The organism is Amycolatopsis sp. NPDC051373, assembly GCF_040689465.1.
Classification (GTDB): Bacteria; Actinomycetota; Actinomycetes; order Mycobacteriales; family Pseudonocardiaceae; genus Amycolatopsis.
Window position 1 is genome coordinate 129,787 of record NZ_JBFBAE010000010.1, and the last position, 19,927, is coordinate 149,713.

The 19,927-nt window shown below is 64.2% G+C and carries 34 protein-coding genes; all 34 read left to right on the forward strand.

The window, feature by feature from the left end; translation table 11 throughout:
* Positions 1-20: 20 nt before the first annotated feature.
* The 34 genes from AB0383_RS20170 (at position 21) to AB0383_RS20335 (ending at position 19,664) form a co-directional block, all read left to right on the forward strand.
* Complete coding sequence (locus AB0383_RS20170; protein ID WP_366188172.1) at positions 21-299, forward strand: hypothetical protein; 279 nt, start codon at positions 21-23, stop codon at positions 297-299.
* Entirely contained in the window at positions 296-910 is a 615-nt protein-coding gene (locus AB0383_RS20175) for a hypothetical protein (protein ID WP_366188173.1), read from the forward strand. The genes AB0383_RS20170 and AB0383_RS20175 overlap by 4 nt, the downstream gene beginning before the upstream one ends.
* 228 nt (positions 911-1,138) lie before the next feature.
* Positions 1,139-1,849: a GIY-YIG nuclease family protein gene (locus AB0383_RS20180; RefSeq protein WP_366188174.1), complete on the forward strand. Its 711-nt coding sequence runs from the start codon at positions 1,139-1,141 to the stop codon at positions 1,847-1,849.
* Complete coding sequence (locus tag AB0383_RS20185) at positions 1,849-2,787, forward strand: hypothetical protein (RefSeq protein WP_366188175.1); 939 nt, start codon at positions 1,849-1,851, stop codon at positions 2,785-2,787. The genes AB0383_RS20180 and AB0383_RS20185 overlap by 1 nt, the downstream gene beginning before the upstream one ends.
* 5 nt (positions 2,788-2,792) lie before the next feature.
* A complete protein-coding gene (locus tag AB0383_RS20190; RefSeq protein WP_366188176.1) occupies positions 2,793-3,461 on the forward strand; it encodes an ATP-binding protein in 669 nt (222 codons plus the stop codon).
* On the forward strand, positions 3,458-3,733 hold the full coding sequence (locus AB0383_RS20195) for a hypothetical protein (RefSeq protein WP_366188177.1): 276 nt from the start codon (positions 3,458-3,460) through the stop codon (positions 3,731-3,733). Before AB0383_RS20190 ends, AB0383_RS20195 begins: the two co-directional genes overlap by 4 nt.
* Positions 3,730-5,007 (forward strand): DnaB-like helicase C-terminal domain-containing protein, encoded by a 1,278-nt coding sequence (locus tag AB0383_RS20200; protein ID WP_366188178.1) that lies wholly within the window; start codon positions 3,730-3,732, stop codon positions 5,005-5,007. The genes AB0383_RS20195 and AB0383_RS20200 overlap by 4 nt, the downstream gene beginning before the upstream one ends.
* Before the next feature lie 132 nt (positions 5,008-5,139).
* Positions 5,140-5,274, forward strand: coding sequence for a hypothetical protein (locus AB0383_RS20205; protein ID WP_366188179.1), 135 nt, complete (start codon positions 5,140-5,142; stop codon positions 5,272-5,274).
* Complete coding sequence (locus AB0383_RS20210; RefSeq protein ID WP_366188180.1) at positions 5,271-5,447, forward strand: hypothetical protein; 177 nt, start codon at positions 5,271-5,273, stop codon at positions 5,445-5,447. The genes AB0383_RS20205 and AB0383_RS20210 overlap by 4 nt, the downstream gene beginning before the upstream one ends.
* Positions 5,447-5,596 carry a hypothetical protein gene (locus tag AB0383_RS20215; RefSeq protein ID WP_366188181.1) on the forward strand — a complete coding sequence of 50 codons (150 nt, stop codon included), beginning with the start codon at positions 5,447-5,449 and terminating at the stop codon, positions 5,594-5,596. Before AB0383_RS20210 ends, AB0383_RS20215 begins: the two co-directional genes overlap by 1 nt.
* A gap of 12 nt (positions 5,597-5,608) precedes the next feature.
* The gene (locus AB0383_RS20220; RefSeq protein ID WP_366188182.1) at positions 5,609-5,836 is read left to right on the forward strand and encodes a hypothetical protein; all 228 of its coding nucleotides are present in this window, start codon (positions 5,609-5,611) and stop codon (positions 5,834-5,836) included.
* Between the two features lie 112 nt (positions 5,837-5,948).
* The gene (locus AB0383_RS20225; RefSeq protein WP_366188183.1) at positions 5,949-6,251 is read left to right on the forward strand and encodes a hypothetical protein; all 303 of its coding nucleotides are present in this window, start codon (positions 5,949-5,951) and stop codon (positions 6,249-6,251) included.
* Complete coding sequence (locus AB0383_RS20230; RefSeq protein WP_366188184.1) at positions 6,251-6,676, forward strand: hypothetical protein; 426 nt, start codon at positions 6,251-6,253, stop codon at positions 6,674-6,676. Before AB0383_RS20225 ends, AB0383_RS20230 begins: the two co-directional genes overlap by 1 nt.
* Before the next feature lie 4 nt (positions 6,677-6,680).
* Positions 6,681-7,394, forward strand: a complete 714-nt coding sequence (locus tag AB0383_RS20235; protein WP_366188185.1) for a hypothetical protein — start codon at positions 6,681-6,683, stop codon at positions 7,392-7,394.
* Positions 7,391-7,588, forward strand: a complete 198-nt coding sequence (locus AB0383_RS20240; protein ID WP_366188186.1) for a hypothetical protein — start codon at positions 7,391-7,393, stop codon at positions 7,586-7,588. Before AB0383_RS20235 ends, AB0383_RS20240 begins: the two co-directional genes overlap by 4 nt.
* A 281-nt stretch (positions 7,589-7,869) precedes the next feature.
* The gene (locus AB0383_RS20245; protein ID WP_366188187.1) at positions 7,870-9,528 is read left to right on the forward strand and encodes a DNA cytosine methyltransferase; all 1,659 of its coding nucleotides are present in this window, start codon (positions 7,870-7,872) and stop codon (positions 9,526-9,528) included.
* Between the two features lie 223 nt (positions 9,529-9,751).
* Positions 9,752-10,474, forward strand: coding sequence for a hypothetical protein (locus AB0383_RS20250; RefSeq protein WP_366188188.1), 723 nt, complete (start codon positions 9,752-9,754; stop codon positions 10,472-10,474).
* Positions 10,467-10,811 carry a hypothetical protein gene (locus AB0383_RS20255; protein WP_366188189.1) on the forward strand — a complete coding sequence of 115 codons (345 nt, stop codon included), beginning with the start codon at positions 10,467-10,469 and terminating at the stop codon, positions 10,809-10,811. Before AB0383_RS20250 ends, AB0383_RS20255 begins: the two co-directional genes overlap by 8 nt.
* A complete protein-coding gene (locus AB0383_RS20260; RefSeq protein ID WP_366188190.1) occupies positions 10,808-11,053 on the forward strand; it encodes a hypothetical protein in 246 nt (81 codons plus the stop codon). Before AB0383_RS20255 ends, AB0383_RS20260 begins: the two co-directional genes overlap by 4 nt.
* Positions 11,050-11,760 carry a hypothetical protein gene (locus AB0383_RS20265; protein ID WP_366188191.1) on the forward strand — a complete coding sequence of 237 codons (711 nt, stop codon included), beginning with the start codon at positions 11,050-11,052 and terminating at the stop codon, positions 11,758-11,760. The genes AB0383_RS20260 and AB0383_RS20265 overlap by 4 nt, the downstream gene beginning before the upstream one ends.
* Positions 11,757-12,488 (forward strand): hypothetical protein, encoded by a 732-nt coding sequence (locus tag AB0383_RS20270; protein WP_366188192.1) that lies wholly within the window; start codon positions 11,757-11,759, stop codon positions 12,486-12,488. Before AB0383_RS20265 ends, AB0383_RS20270 begins: the two co-directional genes overlap by 4 nt.
* Positions 12,489-12,790: 302 nt before the next feature.
* Positions 12,791-12,973 (forward strand): hypothetical protein, encoded by a 183-nt coding sequence (locus AB0383_RS20275; RefSeq protein WP_366188193.1) that lies wholly within the window; start codon positions 12,791-12,793, stop codon positions 12,971-12,973.
* Positions 12,970-13,347, forward strand: a complete 378-nt coding sequence (locus AB0383_RS20280) for a hypothetical protein (RefSeq protein WP_366188194.1) — start codon at positions 12,970-12,972, stop codon at positions 13,345-13,347. The genes AB0383_RS20275 and AB0383_RS20280 overlap by 4 nt, the downstream gene beginning before the upstream one ends.
* Positions 13,344-13,586, forward strand: coding sequence for a hypothetical protein (locus AB0383_RS20285; protein ID WP_366188195.1), 243 nt, complete (start codon positions 13,344-13,346; stop codon positions 13,584-13,586). The genes AB0383_RS20280 and AB0383_RS20285 overlap by 4 nt, the downstream gene beginning before the upstream one ends.
* Positions 13,583-13,870, forward strand: a complete 288-nt coding sequence (locus AB0383_RS20290; RefSeq protein ID WP_366188196.1) for a hypothetical protein — start codon at positions 13,583-13,585, stop codon at positions 13,868-13,870. The genes AB0383_RS20285 and AB0383_RS20290 overlap by 4 nt, the downstream gene beginning before the upstream one ends.
* Positions 13,867-14,247, forward strand: coding sequence for a DUF4326 domain-containing protein (locus tag AB0383_RS20295; protein ID WP_366188197.1), 381 nt, complete (start codon positions 13,867-13,869; stop codon positions 14,245-14,247). The genes AB0383_RS20290 and AB0383_RS20295 overlap by 4 nt, the downstream gene beginning before the upstream one ends.
* Before the next feature lie 4 nt (positions 14,248-14,251).
* On the forward strand, positions 14,252-14,704 hold the full coding sequence (locus tag AB0383_RS20300; protein WP_366188198.1) for a RusA family crossover junction endodeoxyribonuclease: 453 nt from the start codon (positions 14,252-14,254) through the stop codon (positions 14,702-14,704).
* Positions 14,705-14,777: 73 nt separating this feature from the next.
* Entirely contained in the window at positions 14,778-15,860 is a 1,083-nt protein-coding gene (locus AB0383_RS20305) for an RNA ligase (protein ID WP_366188199.1), read from the forward strand.
* 11 nt (positions 15,861-15,871) lie between these two features.
* A complete protein-coding gene (locus tag AB0383_RS20310) occupies positions 15,872-16,765 on the forward strand; it encodes an AAA family ATPase (protein WP_366188200.1) in 894 nt (297 codons plus the stop codon).
* Positions 16,765-17,466 carry a nucleotidyltransferase domain-containing protein gene (locus AB0383_RS20315; RefSeq protein WP_366188201.1) on the forward strand — a complete coding sequence of 234 codons (702 nt, stop codon included), beginning with the start codon at positions 16,765-16,767 and terminating at the stop codon, positions 17,464-17,466. Before AB0383_RS20310 ends, AB0383_RS20315 begins: the two co-directional genes overlap by 1 nt.
* A 244-nt stretch (positions 17,467-17,710) precedes the next feature.
* Positions 17,711-17,923, forward strand: coding sequence for a hypothetical protein (locus tag AB0383_RS20320; RefSeq protein ID WP_366188202.1), 213 nt, complete (start codon positions 17,711-17,713; stop codon positions 17,921-17,923).
* Between the two features lie 199 nt (positions 17,924-18,122).
* Complete coding sequence (locus AB0383_RS20325; RefSeq protein ID WP_366188203.1) at positions 18,123-18,395, forward strand: hypothetical protein; 273 nt, start codon at positions 18,123-18,125, stop codon at positions 18,393-18,395.
* An 11-nt stretch (positions 18,396-18,406) separates the two neighbouring features.
* A complete protein-coding gene (locus tag AB0383_RS20330; protein ID WP_366188204.1) occupies positions 18,407-18,712 on the forward strand; it encodes a hypothetical protein in 306 nt (101 codons plus the stop codon).
* 79 nt (positions 18,713-18,791) lie between these two features.
* Positions 18,792-19,664 carry a hypothetical protein gene (locus AB0383_RS20335; RefSeq protein ID WP_366188205.1) on the forward strand — a complete coding sequence of 291 codons (873 nt, stop codon included), beginning with the start codon at positions 18,792-18,794 and terminating at the stop codon, positions 19,662-19,664.
* Positions 19,665-19,927 lie beyond the last annotated feature (263 nt).

Below are 19,927 nucleotides of genomic sequence, written 5' to 3' on the forward strand. Positions count from 1 at the left end.
GGCATCTACCAGGAGGCATTGTGACGACAATGAAGAGTTTTCACGGGGTCGCGGAGATCGCGTCTCGGGGCAACGCGCACGCACAGGGAATCCGCCGCGGGGAAGCGAACAACACCCCGGAGCAGATCACCGCGGCGACGAGGACCGTGGAGGCGCATGCGGTCGACGCCGGCGAGCGTGACGAACTGCTGAAGATGCTCGGGTTGAAAGAGCCCGGGTTCCGGTGGGTTGAGCCACTGTCGGCGAAGGGCGCGAACAATCGCCGCAAGATCTACACCAGCGAGGAGAAGGCAGCGTGAAACGAGACCGTGGACCGGTCTACACGGTCGACAGCCGGCCCCCGGATTCAGTGGCGGTCGTAGAGGACTCTGCTCCGGGTAGATCCGCGAAGTATCTGGTTCGAGTCGGCGTTGACCTGTGGTCTTGGAGGGTGGACCCGACAGTTCCCATGAATCGTGTTGGGCTGCCGTGGTCGACACAGGCGAGGCTTGCGATGGGCGACCTTCTCCCGGTGCCAGCAGTGGACATTGAGCCGGCCGCTGAGAACGTGGTTCGTACGGTGTTTGCCGGCGGGGGAGTTCGAGACGGCGCAGTGAAGACCGAACGCTTCGAGCTGGGTTGGGTCAAGGGCGTGCCATACGACAGGCAGATGCTCACGCGATATGCCTGCTGGATGGCCCGCGGCGCGCAGAAGTACGCGGACCGGAACTGGGAGTCGTTCGCCAGCGCCGATGCCCTGGAGCACGCGAAGGGGAGCCTGCTTCGGCACGTGTTCAAGTTCCTCGCTGAACTCGACGGTATTCCCGGCGACGGCGAGGACGACAACGCGGCTGCGATCTGGTTCAACGTCCAGGCATGCGCCCTCATCCACGAGCGGTTGACGGAGCAGGCTCATGGCCGCGCCGCCTGAACCCCATCCCACGGTGTCGGAGCGTGGAGAGGAAGCCATCCGGGCCCTCTCCACGCCCGGCCCGGTCACCGCGGCTGAAGCGTTGGCGTTGGCGATCCTCACCGGTGAACTCCCCGTCATCGGCGATCACCAACCGTAGCTTGGCGTAGTCCCCACCCATACTGAAGTACAGCGCCCTGTTCGAACCTGGCAGGGCGCTCCTCCTCGTACATGAGAAAGCCAGGTTTCATGACCCCACAGCACGCCCTGTACCGGATGTACGACGAGACCGGGCAGCTCCTCTACGTCGGGATCTCGATCGATCCGGGCAAGCGGATGGCGCAACACCGTAGCGACAAGCCCTGGTTCTCACAGGTCGCGAACATCACTGTCCAGCCGATGCCAAGCAGGAAAGCGGCTCTGGAAGCCGAGCGCGAATCGATCAAGAACGAAAGGCCGACCTTCAACGTTGTCCACAACGACACTGCCGAGCTGGGGGAATCCCTGAGCGTCGTGGAGAAGCTTGCGTGGCGAAGCCTGACGATCGCTCGCGATCAGGGTGGATTTCACACGCACCTGCTGGCTGAAGATGCGAAGAAGCAGTACGGCATGTCGGACCGTGCAGCTGTGTTCTATTCATGCATCGAGTGGACAGACGAGATGCTGAACGAGCTGATGCATGCTGCCGCGTGCCTGTTCAATTGGCTTCCTGAAGATCTTGTTTCGGAGGCTTTCGCAGACTCAGAGAGCCGCGGCTACTCCGAGGGCCACCCGAGATACGTCACGAACGCTGCACAGTATGTGTCGGAGTTCTTCTCCAGGGAGTACTTGGAAACCTTACCCGCAGATATTCGCTCAAAGGCGGTTGAGGTCAACACCTACGACGGGATCACCGCGTGGGCGGATGCGGCAGATGAAGCCCGCGGAATGCTCGATGCACGTCGGCAAGAGGCTGCCTGATGGCACGTGAGCATGCCCGCATCATGCTGGCGATCTGGTCCGACGAGCACTTCTGCGAGCGCAGCAAGGGTGCGCAGTGGATGTACTTCGTCTTGCTCTCTCAGCGCGGCCTGAACCACGCCGGCGTCCTTCCGATGACTCTGTCGCGATGGTCTCGGTGTGCGCGCAACACGACGGTGGATGACGTCAAGGCGTACCTGCGGGAACTGTCGGACAACGACTACCTTGTGATCGATGCGGAGACCGAAGAGGTTCTGATCCGGTCGTTCATCCGCAACGACGGGGTGTCTAAGCAGCCGAACGTGTTGAAGGCAGCCTTCCGTCACGCCGGCGAAGTGCAGTCGAGGAAGATCCGCGAGGTGCTGGCGGATGAACTGCGGAAGGTTGGCCTGGACGTTGCGAACCGGGTCGCGGACGAACTCTCGCCGATGGCTTCGGGAAGTCCCTCCGAACCCTTAGCGGAAGGGTTACCGGAACCCTTCGCGACCCCTTCGCTCGAAACGCGGGGGATAGGGGTAGGGGGAGACTTTGCAGGTAAGTCACTTTTCGTTGTTGGTTCAGTTGGCGCAACTTCGCAAGCGAAGTCGACGCCGCAATCCGAAGAGCCGGCGAACGAGAGCGAACTCGGGAAGCCGAGTCGAGGATCTCGCCTGCCGAAGGACTGGCAACCACCCGAGTCGCTGCACCGATGGGCGGCGGACAAGGTGCCCGGGTTGGACATCCAGACTGAGACGGAGAACTTCCGGGACTACTGGCTGACGAAGACCGGCAAGGATGCGACGAAGCTGGATTGGTCTATGACTTGGCAGCGGTGGATGCGTACTGAGTTCAAGCGTCGCCCTCCCCATCTGCGCGTCGTCGGAGCGATTGGGTCCGGCAGAGGGCACCAGACGTTCAAGAACCCGGATGACGACGACGTCTACGACGAAGCGATGTGAATCAGATGCAACCGGAAGGCATGGACCTGATGAGTGACCCCACGATCATGACCATCACCGCAGGCGAACACCCTCACATCGATGAGTACTGGATCCGGGAGAATCACGAACGCAACCAGAAGTCAGCGCAGCGGGTGCCTCGCCGATATCAGGACGCGGTCGCCACGGTTCCCGAGTTGCGGGCATGGGCTACGATCCTGATCTCCCGTGCTGGAGTTACGTCGACGGGCGTCATCCCTGACGGGCCGTCGGTGCTCATGCTTGGACGCACCGGAACAGGAAAGACCTACCAGGCGTACGGCGCGATCCGCGCTCTCCTCGCCTCTGGTGCCGGGTTCTCATGGGAGTTGGTCACCGCCCCGGACCTCTACGCTCGGATGCGTCCGCGGCACGGGATCGACTCGGAATCCGGATTCGTGTCCTATGCCCGTTCGAAGGTTCTCGTCGTCGATGATCTGGGAGCAGCGAAGAACTCCGAGTGGATCGAGGAGGTCAACTACCGGTTGATCAACTACCGGTACGACCACGAGTTGCCGACCTTGTTCACGTCGAACGTGCCGCCGAAGGACCTCACTGTCGCCTTGGGTGACCGGGTCGCGTCCCGACTGATCGAAATGTGTGAACGCGTCTCACTCAAGGGCGACGACCGCCGACGTACTCAGGGCGATCAGTGACGGACAACGAACTGGACCGTGCCGTGAACGAGGCGCGGGAGATGAAGAACAGCGCAGAGAACTCGACGGATGCGGAGACGATGGCGGTGTATGAGGAGATCGGCGAACTGCTGAAGACCGGGCGTACGGACGACGACTACGTCGCCGAGGTTCAGGAGCTGGCTGGCCGGCTGGTCGAGCTGCACAAGATCGCTGATGTGGAGGATCTGGAACGGGCGGCGTTGCGGACCGCTATGCACCCGATCCCGTGGATTGGGGGGATGGCAGCATGACTGAACCGATCGACCAGTTGGATGCTCGCGACGAGGAGCGATACCTCGCGTCGCTGCTTCTCACGTCGACTCTGCACGACCTCAGGGACAAGGCACTGAAGGAGGTGTCACCCGACGACTTCGCGGATGCCCGTTACGGGGGTCTCTGGGCTGCCGCTCGCAGCCTGAACGCCGACGGTCGGCGTATCCCCCAGCGGGAGCTGGTCAAGGCCGCGAGAGAGCAGGGCGGGTCCTCGGTCGAACACCTCCTGTCGACGCTGTCGTCGGCGGTGCCGCGGGCTGCTGACTTCCCGGTCGCGTTTGCGGAGGTGCGCCGGTGCGGGCAGCTTCGACGCCTGATCGTGGCAACCCAGCGGATCCAGCAACGTGCCATGGCGGCAGAGGAGTTCTCTCAGGCTCTCTCCGCTGCCCATGAGGAACTTGCGGCGCTGGACACGGACGAACTGGAGGGCACGGAAACCAAGTCGTACGGGTCTTTGCTCAAGGAGTTCCGGACGGCGATGACGACCCTGGATGACTACCAGATCATGCCCACACCGTGGCCGGAGGTGAACGACGAGATCGCCGGCGGGTTGCATGGGGGACGCTTGTACATCGTCGGAGCACGTCCGGGGGAAGGGAAGTCGGTTCTGTCCCACAACCTGGCAGAGCATGCCGCGGCGAACGACTATCCGGCGCTGGTGTTCAGTGTGGAGATGGGCGGCCTGGAGGTTGCGGGGCGGATGGTCGCGAACGGCGCGACGATCGAAACGGGGGAGATCTCCCGACGGGAGCTGTCGGCCTACTCGTGGCAGCAGTTCGACGAGTACGAGACCAAGGCCGCCAACTATCCGCTGTATGTGAACGATCGTGCAGACCTCAGCTTGTCGTACGTGAAGTCGGAGTGCCGTGCGCACCAGCGTCGGCACGGTCTGTCGGTTGTGGTGATCGACTACTTGCAGTTGCTGAAGGCTGAGTTGAACGCGCCGCGTGAGCAGCAGGTGGCGCACTTGTCTCGGTCGTTGAAGGAGCTGTCGCGCGAGTTGGATGTGGCGGTGGTGGTGCCGGCCCAGTTGAACCGCAAGGCGGTGGACCGGGAGCGTCCTTCTTTGGCGGACCTGCGGGAGTCTGGTGGTATCGAAGCGGATGCCGATGTGGTGATGTTGTTGGCGCGGGAACTGAGTGATCAAGGCGATCCCACTGGGCAGCTGGGTGTGACGTTGGCTAAGAACCGGCATGGTCGTATCTGTGATCTGACGCTGGCGTGGCGGCCTCACTTCTCCCGGGTGGGGTAGCCGACGGGTCTCTCTGGGTGGTTGTCCTGGTCCTTCGACACTCCGCTTGCCTTATCCACCACTATCCGATAATGTGGTCTGTGTCGCCGGGACAACCACCCCGGACCCCCAACTTTCCCCCAGGAGTCAGCAATGGGCGTGCTCAAGAAGATCGTGCAGAAGATCGACGAAGCCGCAGACCGCAAGCTCGCCGAGTTCGTAGAACGGGCCGGCGTCGACCAGAAGGCAGCCCAGCCGAAGGCCGCCGCCAAGGACGAGAAGAAATGACCGCGTACATGCCCCAGCCGGACCCGATGACCGCGGCCGATGTGGACGAGATCGCTGTCTTCCTCGAAGCGGAGGCGGCAGAGGCAAGGGAAGTCGGCTTCAACAAGCTGGCCAAGTCGATCGCCCACACTGCCCTGCACCTCCAGGCTAAGGCCGAACGGATGCGGCAGTGATGCGCACCGTCTACCTGATCACCTGGTTCGAGGGTCCGATCCTCTGCCAACGCGCATTCGAAAATCCCGGTCCCCGCGCTGTCGTCGCGGATGACCTCAAGGCCACGGACATCACCTACCACCTCACCACCTGCACCGTCGAAGCGTAGAGAGGGGCCGTCATGGACCAGGAGTCCAATGCCGAACAGCCGAAGCGGATCAACGTCGCCGTGAACCCGGAGACCTTGGACGCACTGCGGATGGTGATCGACCAGGAGGGCGTCTCCCTCACCGAAGCGGTCCGGCGGCTGATCGGCTACGGCGCCGCTCTGTACCGAGCCGATCGCGTGGACGGGCAGGAAGTCCTGTTGTGTAAAGGATCCACAACCAAGCGGGTGGTGGTCTTGTGAGCGGCCACGTCTGCGCCGCTGACTTCTGGCTTTCCCCCATTGGCGTTGCCACCTGCCGGGTGTGCGGATCCCAGTGGCAGCACGTCAACGTACAGAAAGCAGGACACAAACGATGAGCAGCAACGCGACAGGCCCCGACTTCCACGACCTCTTGGAGGCGTACATGAAGCCGATGCGTGAGTTCACCGCCAAGTTCATCGCGGCCGTGAACGGCTCCGGATCGAAGTACGTGGTTCCGGTCGACTCGGAGATCACGTACGGCACCCCCTCCGGCCCGGTCCACTCCGACCTGGACGCCACGGACCGGGAGAGCCTCCACAAGGCGCTCGACGAGTGGCTGACCAACAGCCGCGGCACCGGGTTCTTCTACGTCGGCAACCTCGTCGACCTCGCCAACGACTTGCAGGAGCCGTGATGAAGACGTTCAAGACCGCGGGTGTTGCACTCGCGACGGCCGCGGTGTTCCTCATCGCCGGTTGCGGTGGTGGCACGGACACGTCGAACAGTTGGTCGTCGGTCGTCGACCAGGCCATGAAGGTCACGATCTCCGGCACCCAGGACGTGAAGTGCAGCGACGGACTCGGATGCATCGGTTACGGGGACTTCACTGACGGCACTCAGGCGACGCTGACCGACGAGACCGGCAAGACGGTGGGTGTGACGCAGCTGGGGGAGAACTACCAGACCGCCGCGGCCTACAAGTCGTTCGTGTTCACGTTCGTCGATGTGCCTCGCGCACAGCGGTACGGCTTCCATGCGGGCAACGCGAACCGCGGCGTGGTGTGGATTCCGTTCGACCAGGCCAAGAGCGACGGCATCCACGTCACGGTGGGGAGCTGAAACGATGACTGAGGGTCGTGAGATCACGTTCGCCCCGGAACTGAACCCGCTCCCGTCTCCTCGCGAGTTCCGGAAGATCGTGCAGGCCCGCGTGGACGCGGAGATCAAGCGGATGCGCGAGGAGCGCGGCGAGGTCGTTTCGCCGGCCGACGTGTACCCGCTTGTGCGGGGTCTGATGTCCGCCTACGAGCAGCTCGACGAGTACGCCACCGCGTTGACTGGGGTGACTACCTCGATCCGGCAGGAGCTGGAAGAGGAGTTGATGGCGATCCCGGGCAATGAGCAGGCCGGGATCCCGCTCGGAGGCGCGACCGTTCCGGACATCGATGGAACGGACATCAAGCTGGCTCTACAGCAGAAGACGGACCGGCAGTTCGATGTGGACGCACTGGTGTCGGTGGCGGTAGCGGAGAAGGTCACATCCGATCTGGTTCTCGACATCGTGAAGGTCGTGTGCGAGGGGCTCGAAGACGAATCCCAGACCTTCGGTGGTGGCACGGAGAACGGAGTCTTGGACCTGGTCGCGGTCACCGTCGAATCCGCGGTGCGTCGCGTCCTCGCCCTGGGGAACTTCACTCCGCAGGTGACGAAGGTGAAGGCGTACGCGAAGGAAGCCGCCGGCGCAGGCGACGACGGTTCGGCCGCAGTGATCCAGGGATCCGTGCGGGAACGCAAGGTTTACACCGGTATCAAGGCCGCGCGGGAGGCACGGAAGTGAACGTCTACGAGTACTACGCCACCTACGGCAACGACAAGATCTATCGGTACCTGGTTGGTGGGAACGGGTTCGGTGAGTGGCGGATGGAGAACTCCGCGATCGGCTGGATCACCACCGGCACGCAGCCGGCCGCGTTGTTGGCGGCGGGCGCACGTCGTTTGGACTCGGCGCCTGAGTGGGCGGTGGACCTGTGAGTGATCGGCGAACGGTCCTTCAGGACGGTGACAAGTTCCGGTGGGAACCGAGCAGCTGGCCAGGGCTGTGGGACATGGTCCCAGTCCCGGGTGTGTTCCGGTTCCGTGGGTGGACACGGGAGAACATCGAATCCGTGTGGCCCCCGGTGATCGAGGTATCCGAGATCAGGAAAGCCGCCTAAATCCTCCGGGTTGGTGTGGGCAGGTTCGAGGGGGATCGGCCCACACCACCCCGGTTTCAACACCGAAAGCTTGTCGTGTCGCGGTAGGAGAATTGATACATGGGGAAAGTAGTGAAGCTCCGCACAGCGGTGCACCGTCCCGCAACCCGGAAACGGCGGTTCAAGCACGACGACCTGGTCGCAGTGGACTTGTTCTCCGGTTTCGGCGGATTGACTCGCGGTATCGAGGCTGCCGGGTTCACGACGATCATGGCCGCGAACCACAACGAATACAAAGTCAAGGTGCACGAGGCGAACCACCCGGACGCTGAACACTGGATCGCCGACCTCATCAACCCGGAATCAGCGGACTACCACTCTGCACGCGACCTGCCCGCAGCCGATCTGCTCGTCGCCGGCGTGTCGTGCGTGAACCACTCGCAGGCCAACACGAAGAAGGCCTATGCGCAAGGCATGTCGCTGTTCGACATGGATGACCCTGACTTCGAGGAACGGGTGACGCGGTCGGAGCGGGACCGTGCCACCGCGAACTGTGTGCTGCATTACGCGGCGAAGCACCACCCGAGGTTGATCCTGGTCGAGTGCACCACGGAGCTTGCGTCATGGGGGCCGGCGGTGCAGGGGCGGTCGAAGGTCGGGGACGGATCCACCTATCGCTGGTGGTTGAAGCAGTTCAAGAACCTCGGCTACGACTACCAGGTGCTGTATCTGAACTCGATGTTCTTCGGCGTTGGCCAGTCTCGTGACCGCGGCTATTGGGCTTTCTGGGATCGTCGTCTTCCCGCCCCTGACCTAGAGCACCGTCCAGACTCGTGGTGCGCGAATTGTGACAGGACCGTTCAAGCGGTGTGGACGTGGAAGACGGGTGTTCCGCCTACTGGCAGCGTCCGCTACGGGAAGCAGTATGAGTACCGGTGCCCGTCCTGTCGACGCCCTGTGGTTCCGCCTATGACGCCGTCGCTGGCGGCGCTTGACCTGAGCAACCTCGGGACGCGCATCGGTGATCGGAAGAAGCCGCTCGCGCCCGCGACGATGGCTCGTGCCGAACGGTGCCGGCGAAGGTTCGCTGAATTCCCGGCGGTGATGATGCCAGCGAAGTCGGTGCACGGCACGGAGAAGCATATGTTGCAGCCGCTGGCGACGCAGACCAGTCAACAGGAGACAGCAATCCTCTCAACTGGTTCTGTGGTTGCAGCTCACCGCCACAACGGGGACGGCCAGCATTTCACACGCCCTATGGATACGGTGACGTCGACGCATGAGAAGGCGGTGTTGCTGGCGGCGATCAATAACTATCAGGGTGCGCCCCGCGGATTGCATGAGTCGCTGCCGACGCAGGGTGGCTCGGAGACGTTGAGTGTGTTGTCGTCGGGGATCCTGCCGTTCCGGAAGAACACGGTACCGACGACCCATGCGGAAGCGATGCCCACGGTCACGTCCGAGCAGATCCCTGGTTTGTTGACCGCATCCGGCACAGTGTTTGACCGCGCGTTGGCGGAGAATCTGCAAGCGCAGTGGCGTGCCGCGCTCACCGAGTTGGCGTTGGAGGACTGCTTCTTCCGCATGTTGGGGCCGCATGAGGTGGGCCGCGGTTGCGGGTTCGATGTGGATTTCCCGAACCACAAGGGCGATTTTGTGGTGTGGGGGTCTGCACGGGATCAGGTGGATGGGTTTGGTAATGCCGTGTCACCTGCTGTTGGAACGTGGGCTGGGGAACGTCTCCGGGCCATCTTGCATGTTGCGGAGGCTGTTGCATGAGCGAGGATCCGGTATACGGGCGATGGTTGAACACTGTTCGTGAGTGTGCAGCGTGCCCGGTCCACAACCAAGGGATGCCGATGCATGTGTTTGAGGACGGCGTCCGGTGGGCGTGCGGGCATGGTCGTTCGCTGCCGCCGTTGAAGCACAAGGGGCGTCCCGCGAACGGTTGGGGTGAGCCGGCGCCGGCGATTGTGTCGATGGTTCCTGGTCGGGTGGCGGCATGAGCGAGGAGTACGCCGGCGAGTGTCTCGATGAGACCCCGGAAACGATGCTCTCGGGGGAGCTGCACGCCCTGGCACGCACCCACGCCAGCGAACAGCCGAACCAGCCGGGCGTCGCCAACATCATCGAGCGCGTCGCACAGCTCTACGTCGAAGACATCTACGGCGAGAACCCGACCTGCTCGGTCAGTGAAGAGCTCGAGTGGGGGCGTGACCTCGCGCGCCGCCTCATCGATGCCGGGCTGATCGGCGGGACCTGGCACGAGGGATGGGTTCGCCACGCCGAGTCCGCTGAGCGCCGTGCCTCGTCGTGGTGGGAGGCAGCGAAGGAGTACGCGCGGATCGCCCGCACACGGCAGCGCACCTACTCGTTCCTGCAGCGCAGGTATGAGCTCCTCGCGAGCCAGCACCGAAACGAGACCGCCCGCGCCGATGCTGCGGAGGAGAAGCTCGGTACTGCGCAGGCGGACGTGCTTAGTGCCGAGATTCACCGTGATGCTGCTCAGGCGATCGCCGAGAACGAAGCCGCGCTGAGCCGCCGCTACCTCGCCGAGCGTGACGTGGCCCGGGCGAAGCTCGACGAGATCCGCGACACGGTCGCAGAGGTTCACGTCGACGCGGGGGACCACTACCAGGACAACGACGACTGCATCGACGGCTGCCCCGCCTGCGCACTGGCCAACGTCCGCAAGATCGTCGCCCCGGAGGACACCCGTGGCTGACACCGACGAGCGGCTGTTCGAACTGCTCGACCAGCACTGCAAGGACAAGACAGGCTACGAACTGAGCCCGGAGATCTGGGCGCAGAAAGGCCACCGTGTCGCATCGCCTGTCGAACCCTGCGACCAGTGTGGGCAGAAGGTGTTCCTGTTCCTCGTCCCAGGTTGGGAGCAGCCCCGCTGGTTGACGTTCGGCGAGATCCGCGACGAGGGCACCCTGTTCCCGTACGCCACGACCCGCTACCACCGGTGCGGTGATGGCGAGTCGTGGTCCGTGGAGGCCGCGTTGTTCGTCGAGGCCGCCATGCGCGAGTGGGCTACCACGGAGGCCGGCCGATGAGCGACCAGGACCTCCGATCGTCCGTCGAGAGCACATGGCGTCCCCTGCGCGGCGAGACGGAGCCGACCGTCATCACGCAAGAGTTCGACACGCTCGACGCCGCACGGTCCAGCGCCCTGTCGCTGGCCTGCTGCGTGGGCGCGCTCCGGATGCGGGTCACCGACGAGCACGGAGCCACCCGCTTCACCTGGGACCGCAGCGACAACCTGTTCCGCACCATCCGTGAGGAGTCCACCCGATGAGCGACCAGACGCCCCGCGTGCCCGACACCGACAACGCCGTTGCGAGCACCACCGTCTACGACCATGGCGGCATCCGGGTCGAGGCCGACCCGTCGTTCGGGGCGCAGGTCTGGAGCGAGATCTCGCCGGGAACCTGGCGTCAGGTCTTCCGCACTGGCCGGTCGAGCGACACCGACAAGCTCAACGAGATCCGCGCGATACTGGACGACTACTACGACGCTGGGTCCGATACCGGCGAGACCGACGTGGCGCGACGTGTCGAAGCCCTCCTTGGCCGCGAGCCGGTGTCGGAAACCCCCGAAGCGCACGCATACTCGCGCGGTTTCACCGATGGCTGGGATGCCCGCGATCGCCCCGCTGCCGCCCCTGCGAAGGGCAACGTGGACGACGCGGGCCCCTCGTGGTTCTACGACCCCGCTGCCGCCCCTGCGGAGCCGAAGTGCACGTGCTTCGTCACCCCGGAATCGCAGTGGACCACCCACTACGGCGCGGTCGAGCCAGGCAGCCAGTTGGAGCAGAACCCGGACTGCCCGGTGCATCCCGCTGCCGCCCCTGCGGAGCCCCGCTGCTGCATCGGCCCGTTCGCTGACGGCCGCCACGCGCTGAACTGCTGGCAGAAGTGCCAGGACTGCCGGGGTGATGTCGCTGGCCCGGATCGCTGCCGCTGCAATGACGAACCGGACAAGTACCCGCTGGAGACCCGATGACCGACACCGGCAAGCTCAACGAGATCCGCGCGGCTGTCGCGGAACTGGACGAGTGGCATGGCCGAAAGGTGGACCTCCCGTTCGTCGACCGCGTCCGCGCCATCCTCGACCGTCCCGCTGCCGCCCCTGCGGAGCCCCGCGAGGACTTCGACGACGACCACGAAGCGCTGAACGAGCGGAACCCGCTCGACGACGAGCCTGCACCGCGCACCTTGCTCGGCTGGACCGTGCCCGTCCACGTGGACGCCTACCCGAACGGCAGCGTCATCTGCCGGCACTCGTGCCACGACGGGATCAGCCCCGGCCGCGTCGTCAACCTGCGCGACCCCGAGGAGTCCGCCGTGGTCAAGCACTTCCTGCTGGACCACTCGCACGGCACTCGAATCGCATCAACCCTCGGCGCTCACGGCTCCGTGGTGGAGCACCAGCCGGCACAAGACAGCGGCGGGCAGAAGTACCACGCGCAGGTTGCCGCTGAGGAAGCGCGCGATGCGGCCTACGCCGAGCGGGACCTCGCGCTGTGGCTGCACGCCGAAGCCGTGTTCTTCGGCGAGGGCTGGCACCAGCAGTGGATGTCGACGCGGGCGACCGTCCACAAGCTGCAGGCCCGCATCGACGCGGCGCTCGCGCTGTGTGAGCCGCATCCACTTCGGCACTGGGACACCCAGTGGCCTATCCGAGCGGCGCTGCAGGGCGAGCAGCCCACCGAGGAGGCCGACCGTGGCTGACGAACCGTTGCCCGAACACCGAGTGGCCATCACCGTATTCGCTACGACGACGGGCGTGGACGCGCTCGACGCCGCACACGTCGCCGAACACGCCCTTCGCCAGGCAATCGCTGCTGCGGCAGGGAACGGAATCTGGCGCGGCGGGCCATCCCCGCCAAGTTCCGGGACGAGAGCCGACCCGTTCGGGTCGTCGGCGTGATGGAGACCGGCATGGCCGCCGGGAACGGATACCTGTGGACGCGGCCGACGGCGAAGTCTTTCCGTGAGTGGGGCGAGCCCGACACGGCAGAGGGGGCAGCCCGGTGAGCCTGGATGCCCTGGTGCCGGTGATGCCCGCCGATTGTGTGGCGTGCGTCAACTGGTTCGAGTTGAACGACATGGATGCGTGCATGGCGTGCAGCCCCCGAGTGATGTGTCGGCGCTGCTACCGGGAGCACATGGCGGATCACGAAGCAGAAGACGACCTCTACGAGGAGGACCGGTGACCGGGCAGATTCGGATCCTGGTGACGATCTCCCGGGACTGGCGTCGATGGGGCTCAGTCCGGGCGACGATGAAGGCCCTGTGGAGCGAGTTCCCAGGCGCCGTGTTGGTGCACGGTGACAACCCGCTGTGCGATCGGAAGGTCGCCACTCTGTGGAAGGCGCTGGGCGGCACGGAGGAGGCGTGGCCGGCGGACTGGGCTACGGAGGGTCGGGCTGCGGGTCCGCGGCGGAACCGGCGGATGGTGGAGTCCAACCCGGATGTGGTGGTGGCGTTCGTCCGGAACGGGTCCGCGGGCGCGTCGGGGACTGTGGCGATGGCTGTGGCGGCTGGGTTGCGGGTGCATGTGTTGGCAGACGACGAGGGGGAATCGTGACGGAGAGCACCGAGACGACCTTGGCCAAACTCAACGGCTACGGCGCCACAGTCGAGACCGAAGGCGATTACACCGCCATAACCGTGGAGGAGTACGCCCCGAAAGCGTTCGATGCCTTGCGGTCCGTGCTCGGATGGTGCTCGCTCTTCGACGTGGCGATCGCCGAGTACAAGCCGTACGAGTTCTCAGAGTTCATCCGCGCCGCGATCAACCAGGCTCTCGACAAGGAGGAATCATGAAGAAGGTCAAGAAGCCGCGTGGTTCGTTCGGCACGTTCGCGGGGGTTCGCGTGCAGTACCGGGCGGGGGAGGTTCTGCCGAACACCCCGTATCCGGATGAGCCGTCGGAGATGATCCCCCCGGGCTGGTATGTGATCGGCCGCGCCGTGGATGACCACGCGGAGGATCAGGTGGTGATCGCGATCGACGAGGCGTTCGGGGACGACGGGGAGGATCTGCGCGGCCAGATCGCGGAGGCGGTGGCCGCGGGCTTGAACGGCAGTGTGGTGGGGAATTCGGTGTGACCTCCACCGGGCGACGACCCTGGCGGCTCACGCGGGAACGAGTCGCCGGCTGGCAGGACCCGGAAGGCTCCGTGTACGTGGGCCCGGGGTCAAGGTGGGAGAACCCTTACCGCATCGACGACTATCCGCAGATGCGGCGCGGTGTGTACGGGGAACCGGAGCGGGTGTCGAAGCCGGCGCGACGGTTGCAGGCGAATCGGGACTTCGAGGCCATGCTGATGTACGGGCTGGTTCCGCCGTCGGGCGTGCCGTACCCGTCACTGCGGGAGATCCGACGTGAGTTGCGGGGCAAGGATCTGGTGTGCACGTGCGCGCAGGATGAGCGCCACTGTCACGCCGGTCTACTCATCGACGCAGCGAACTTCTGGGGAGAGTGAGAGAGTGATCCGTGGGACGGTGGTGGCTGACTTCTTCGTGGATGGGAGGCCGGCGCCGCAAGGCTCGAAGGGCGTGAGCCGTAGCGGTCGGGTGTACGAGATGTCGAAGGCGTTGGCGCCGTGGCGGAAGCACATCACAGCTATCGCCCGCGAACACTACGACGGGGACCTTGTGTCGGGTCCGGTCTTGGCGCGTCTGTCGTTCGTGATGCCCCGCCCGGTCGCGACCCCGAAGACGAAGCCGACACCGCCCGCGGTGAAGAAGCCGGATTGCGACAAGCTCTCCAGAGCAGTGCTGGACGCTCTGACGAAAGTCGTGTGGGTGGACGACTCGCAAGTGGTGCACCTGGACGCGACGAAGCGGATCGCGGAGATCGGTGAACCACCTGGCGTCCATATCAGCGTGGTTGCGTTGGCGGCCAGTGCCATAGCGGACCTCGATTCCCGGGCGGCTTGAACCGAAAAGCTTGTCGTGTTGTCGGGTTACTGTTCTAAGTAGACAACAGCCACCCACACCGTGAGGGCACGTCATGACGCACGTTGACGAGATCCTGGATCCGGATTTGCTGGAACGCATGGTGGCTGAGGGCTACGTTCGGGTGCAGACCCATCCCTCTCTGCCGTTGGCGATCTACAACTATGCTGAGAAGGCCGCCTACGAAGGCGCGTGGAATGAGGTCACGCTGACCTGTCGCGGCCTGATCGTGGACTTGACCACCGGCGCGGTGGTGGCGCGGCCGTTCAGGAAGTTCTTCAACTACGGTCAGGCCGGCGCACCGGTGTTCGATCTGAATGACCCGGTGGTCACGCAGGACAAGGTGGACGGTTCGCTGGGGATCCTGTACCCCACACCTGGGGGTTGGGCTATCGCGACGCGTGGGTCCTTCGCCAGTGAGCAGGCGCTTCACGCAACCGAGGTGTGGCGGGAGCGCTACGAGGGTCGGTTCTCGCCGAACCTGGGGATGACGTACCTGTTCGAGATCCTGTATCCGCAGAACCGCATCGTCGTCGACTACGATGGTGTGGACGACTTGGTGCATCTGGGTTGTGTTCAGCTCGATGGTGCGGGACGTACCTACAAGCCCGATCCCTACTGGCCTGGTCCGGCTGTCGAGGAGTTCCCGTACTGCACCCTGGCTGAGGCTCTGGCTGCGCCGCCGCGGCTGAACGCTGAGGGGTTGGTTGTTCGGCACGTGGCTTCGGACGAACGCGTGAAGATCAAGCAAGAGGACTACGTCGCCCTCCACAAGATCGTCACTGGTCTCAACGCCCGCACAGTGTGGCAGCACATCTGCGAAGGCAAGGAAATCCGAGAGCTCATCGAACCGCTGCCCGACGAGTTTCACGCCTGGGTCCTTGACGTTGTTCGCGAACTTGACCGACGTGTCGACAAGATGGTGGATGACATTGAGGCTGCGTGGGAGAGGGTGCAGGCACAGCTCCCGGAGGGTGCGTCCCGCAAGGAGTTCGCCATGGTCGCCAAGACGGAACCCTTGGGGTGGGCACTGTTCAACATGGCTGACGGGCGCGACTATCGCCCGAAACTGTGGAAGAAGGTCGACCCGGGCGCCGAATGGAGACCCACCAACGCACCCGTGGAGGAAGCAGCATGACCACCTTGACTGTGACGCGCGGCCTGCCGGCTAGCGGGAAGACCTCGTGGGCGACGAGCCAGATCGCCGCGGCAGAACCTGGCACCCTGGTCCGGCTGAACCGAGACGAACTCCGGGCGCTGATGCACGGCGGTTTCTACGGCAGCTACACAACCGAGGAGCAGGTGACGAAGGTCCAGCACGGGGGCGTTGAGTCGCTGCTGCGCGCCGGGGTGTCGGTGATTGTGGACGACACGAACCTGCGCGCGAAGTACGTGCGGAATTTCGCCGCCATTGCGTGGCGGTGCGGCGCGGACTTCGCGGTGCAGGACTTCACGCACGTCGAGCTGCGGGTGTGCGTCGCCCGGGACAGTGAGCGGGACGCGTCGGTCGGGCGCGAGGTGATCGAGGGCATGCACCGCAAGTTCCTCGCCGGCCGTACGCTGCCGCTGCCGATCCCCGAGAAACCTGTCGATGCCACCGGCGCCCCGTATAAGGCGGATCCACGTCTTCCGTCGGCGGTGATGGTCGACATCGACGGCACGGTGGCGCTGCACCACGATGTCCGGGACCCGTACGACACGAGTCGCTATCACCTGGATCGGCCGAACCGTGCGGTGATCGAGGTCGTGCGTGCCTTGTACCTGTCTGGTCGGCATCTGGTGTTCTGTTCCGGACGCGACGAACGATTCCGTCAGGTCACGGAAGAGTGGCTGCGCCGGCGTATCCCGGCCCCGTTCGCAGACTTGCACATGCGGCCCGCGAACGACACACGCCGCGACGACGTGGTGAAGCTGGAGTTGTTCGACAAGCACATCCGGCACAACTGGAACGTCCGATGCGTCCTCGACGATCGTGACCGCGTGGTGAACGCGTGGCGTTCGATCGGGCTGACCGTGTTGCAGGTCGCGGACGGTGACTTCTGATGGAGTGGTCCCCGGTTCTCGGTGGTGTGGTGGGGTCGACCGCCTACGGGTTGGCCGGCCCCGAATCGGATGTGGATCGTCTGGTTTTTGCGGCTGCTCCGACGGTGGCGTTTCACGGGTTTAGCATGCCGGTGGGTCGTCGCGCTTCTCGTGTCTCGACGTCTCCGGATGTGACGGTGCATGAGGTGGGTAAGGCACTGCATTTGGTGTTGCAGGCGAACCCGACGGTGTCTGAGTTGTTGTGGCTCGACGAGTATGAGCACCAGACTGAGTTAGGTCGTGAGCTGGTCGCGATCCGCGGTCAGCTGATCGGTGCCCATGCGGCGCGGGATGCGTACCTCGGGTATGCGGTGAGCCAGTTCAAGCGGCTGAAGCTCCGCGGCGAATCGTTCTCGTCTGCTACCGCGGGGAGGACCGGGAAGCACGCGCGGCACCTGATGCGGCTGTGCACCCAGATCCGGGACTTGTGGTGGTCGGGCACGCTGTCGGTGCGGGTGGACAACCCTGAGCGGTTCCACGCGTTCGGTCGTGTCATGGAGGACGATCCGGAACAGGGGGTCGCGATGGCTGAGTCAATGCTCTCCATGACGTCGATGGCGTTGGACAGTCGCACGCCGGCTCTGCCGATGGAGCCGAATGTGGCCCTGGCTGAGGACTGGCTGATCAGGGTTCGTGCCCACTACTTCCGGGAGGCGGCGTGAGCAAGAAGTGCACCCACTGCGGCGGTCCTAAGGGGGATTCTCCGTCGGACTGGTTTTGTCAGGTGGAGTGTCAGCAGTTGTGGCACCAGGCCAACACCGCCAATACGGATGCGGGTGTGAACCAGGTGGCGTCGGTGCCACATCGAGACGTGTTGCCGCCTGGTCCTTCTCCGGTGGTGGCGCGCGCTGGTGGGGCGTGGGCCGCGCACGGGCGCGGTAATGACGTAGGGATGGAGGAGGCAGCGTGAAAGAGATGCTGATTCACTTCGAGAAGGTCGCACCAGGCGAACCTCCGTATTCGGGGACGTTCGGGGGCGTGAAGGAAGCTGGCCGGTATCTCGATGGGCTGGGACGGACGATCCATGCGCACCAGTCGAACGATGATCGAATCACGTACGTCGTCGCCGGCTCTAGCCAGGTGTACCTGGTAGCGATGGATTTCTCGGAGGCAGCGTGAAGCGCAAGGGTGAGATCTGGTGCCCGACGTGTTCGTTCGACGGTGTAGCCGAGTCGGACGACAAGGGCTATGTGGTGTGGCACCGCGGCAGGTTCGCACCGTGCCGTGTGCCGGGTGGTGTGGCGCGGACTTGGCGTGACCGCGACGTCAGTCTTCGGGAAATGGTGGAGCGTGGACTGGTGAGAGTGGTGGAGGCGGCATGATTCTGTGGGTGATTCTGGGCATCACGGCGTTGGTGTCGGTGGTGGGCATGGTGTTGACGGCAGCGAATCCTGAGTATGCCGCGCTGATTCGTAAGGCGAAGGTGCGGCATAACCCGGCGGGGATGGCGTTGATCAGCTTGCTGATGTTCGCGATTCCGTGTCTGTGGGTGTGGTACTCGGTGCAGACCGGTGACTGGCGGTTCGCGGCGATCTTCTGCGTACCGTTGGTGTTCCGTGGCGTATTCAAGCTGGTTAACCCGAAGAGATGATGGAGAAGCACGTGTCCGAAGTTCAGACCTTCCGCAAGAAGCCCGTTGAGATCCAGGCCATGCGCTGGGACGGCACAGCTTCTGGTGCCACGCCTGTCATCGAGTGGGTGCTGGGCGGCGGATCCACCGTTACGTATCGCTGCGTTGACGACGAAGGCTGCCAAGGCCACGACTCTGTCGGCACGCACGTGCTGAAGATCGAAACGCTGGAGGGGCCTATCACGGCGTCGCCCGGTGACTGGGTCATCCGCGGCGTGCAAGGCGAATTCTATCCGTGCAAGCCTGACATCTTTGCCGCCACCTACGATGAGGTCTAGCCTGTCGTGAACGGCACCTATGATCACTGGTAGCGGGTCTCTTCACGATTCGTTTCCGCTACCAGCATAGGAGCAGTGCATGGATCACGACCACGTGTGCGGGGTGTCGAAGTGTGGCCGTCCGACCCTGGATGTCATCTGCTCCTCGCACACTGATGAGTTGGTGGCTGCGTTGATGTCTGTTGCGACGCACACGCATCCGTCAGTTCCGGGTGGGGTGCTGTCTCTTGCTTCGAGCCTCGGGTTGTGGGATGAGCTGGAAGTGACCCTCACGCGGCAGCACAAGCTGGCCGTGGTGTCAGCGGGCGGCAAGAGCGACGACACCCCCGTCATGTTCCACGAGGCAGCCTCTGAGGCACGGTCGGGGATTCAGCGGTTCGTTTGGTATTGGGCCTACCAGTTTTGGGGCTTCAATGAGCACTTGTCGTCCCCGCCTAAGACGGTGCCGGCTGCGTGCGCGTGGCTTGCCCAGTTCCCGGGGCTGATTGCGTCTCTGCCGGATGCGGGGGCGATGTGGGAGGACATGACCCGGGAGACGCAGAACGCGGCCCGCGTGATCGATGCGGCCCCGTCTCGGGTGTATCTCGGCCAGTGTGGCGGGGAGCTGGAGATCGGCGTGTGTGATCAGCACCTGTATTCGGTGAAGGGCAAGCCGACGGTGAAGTGTCCGTCGTGTGGTGCGGTGTGGGACGCGGAGTCTCGTCAGGCGCAGCTGGTGGCGCTCGTGGAGGACAAGACGGTGAACACCGTCGAGGTGTGTCGTCTGCTCGGGGCGATCGGGATTGAGATTGCACAGTCTCGGGTGTCTCGGTATGCGAAGGCGCGAACGGTGGGTGGGGTGGAGATTCCGCCGCGGATTGTTCCGGTTGGTCGTGATGGTCGCGGTCGGCCGAAGTATCGGGTGGGTGATGTGTTGAATGCGTTCCTGGCTGATCTGGGTAGAGTTGCGTGACAGGTTTGCTGGACTTGTCGGTGGCGTGAATGGTAATGTGTGCTTCACTGGAGAAATTGTTTCCAGGGTCTTCCCTTCCGCTAGACTGTGAGGGGGACCGCAAGGGTGAAGTCGCGCCGCCTGGTTCAGCGGCAAAAGCCAACGGTCGTCTCCGTGGGAGGCGGCAAGTCCATTCAGGTGCTTCCCGGGGCATGACCGGGACCCTGGGTGGGCGACCTTTTGGCAACACAGCCTTCCGGACGGTGGGTGGGTGTGCCGCAAGT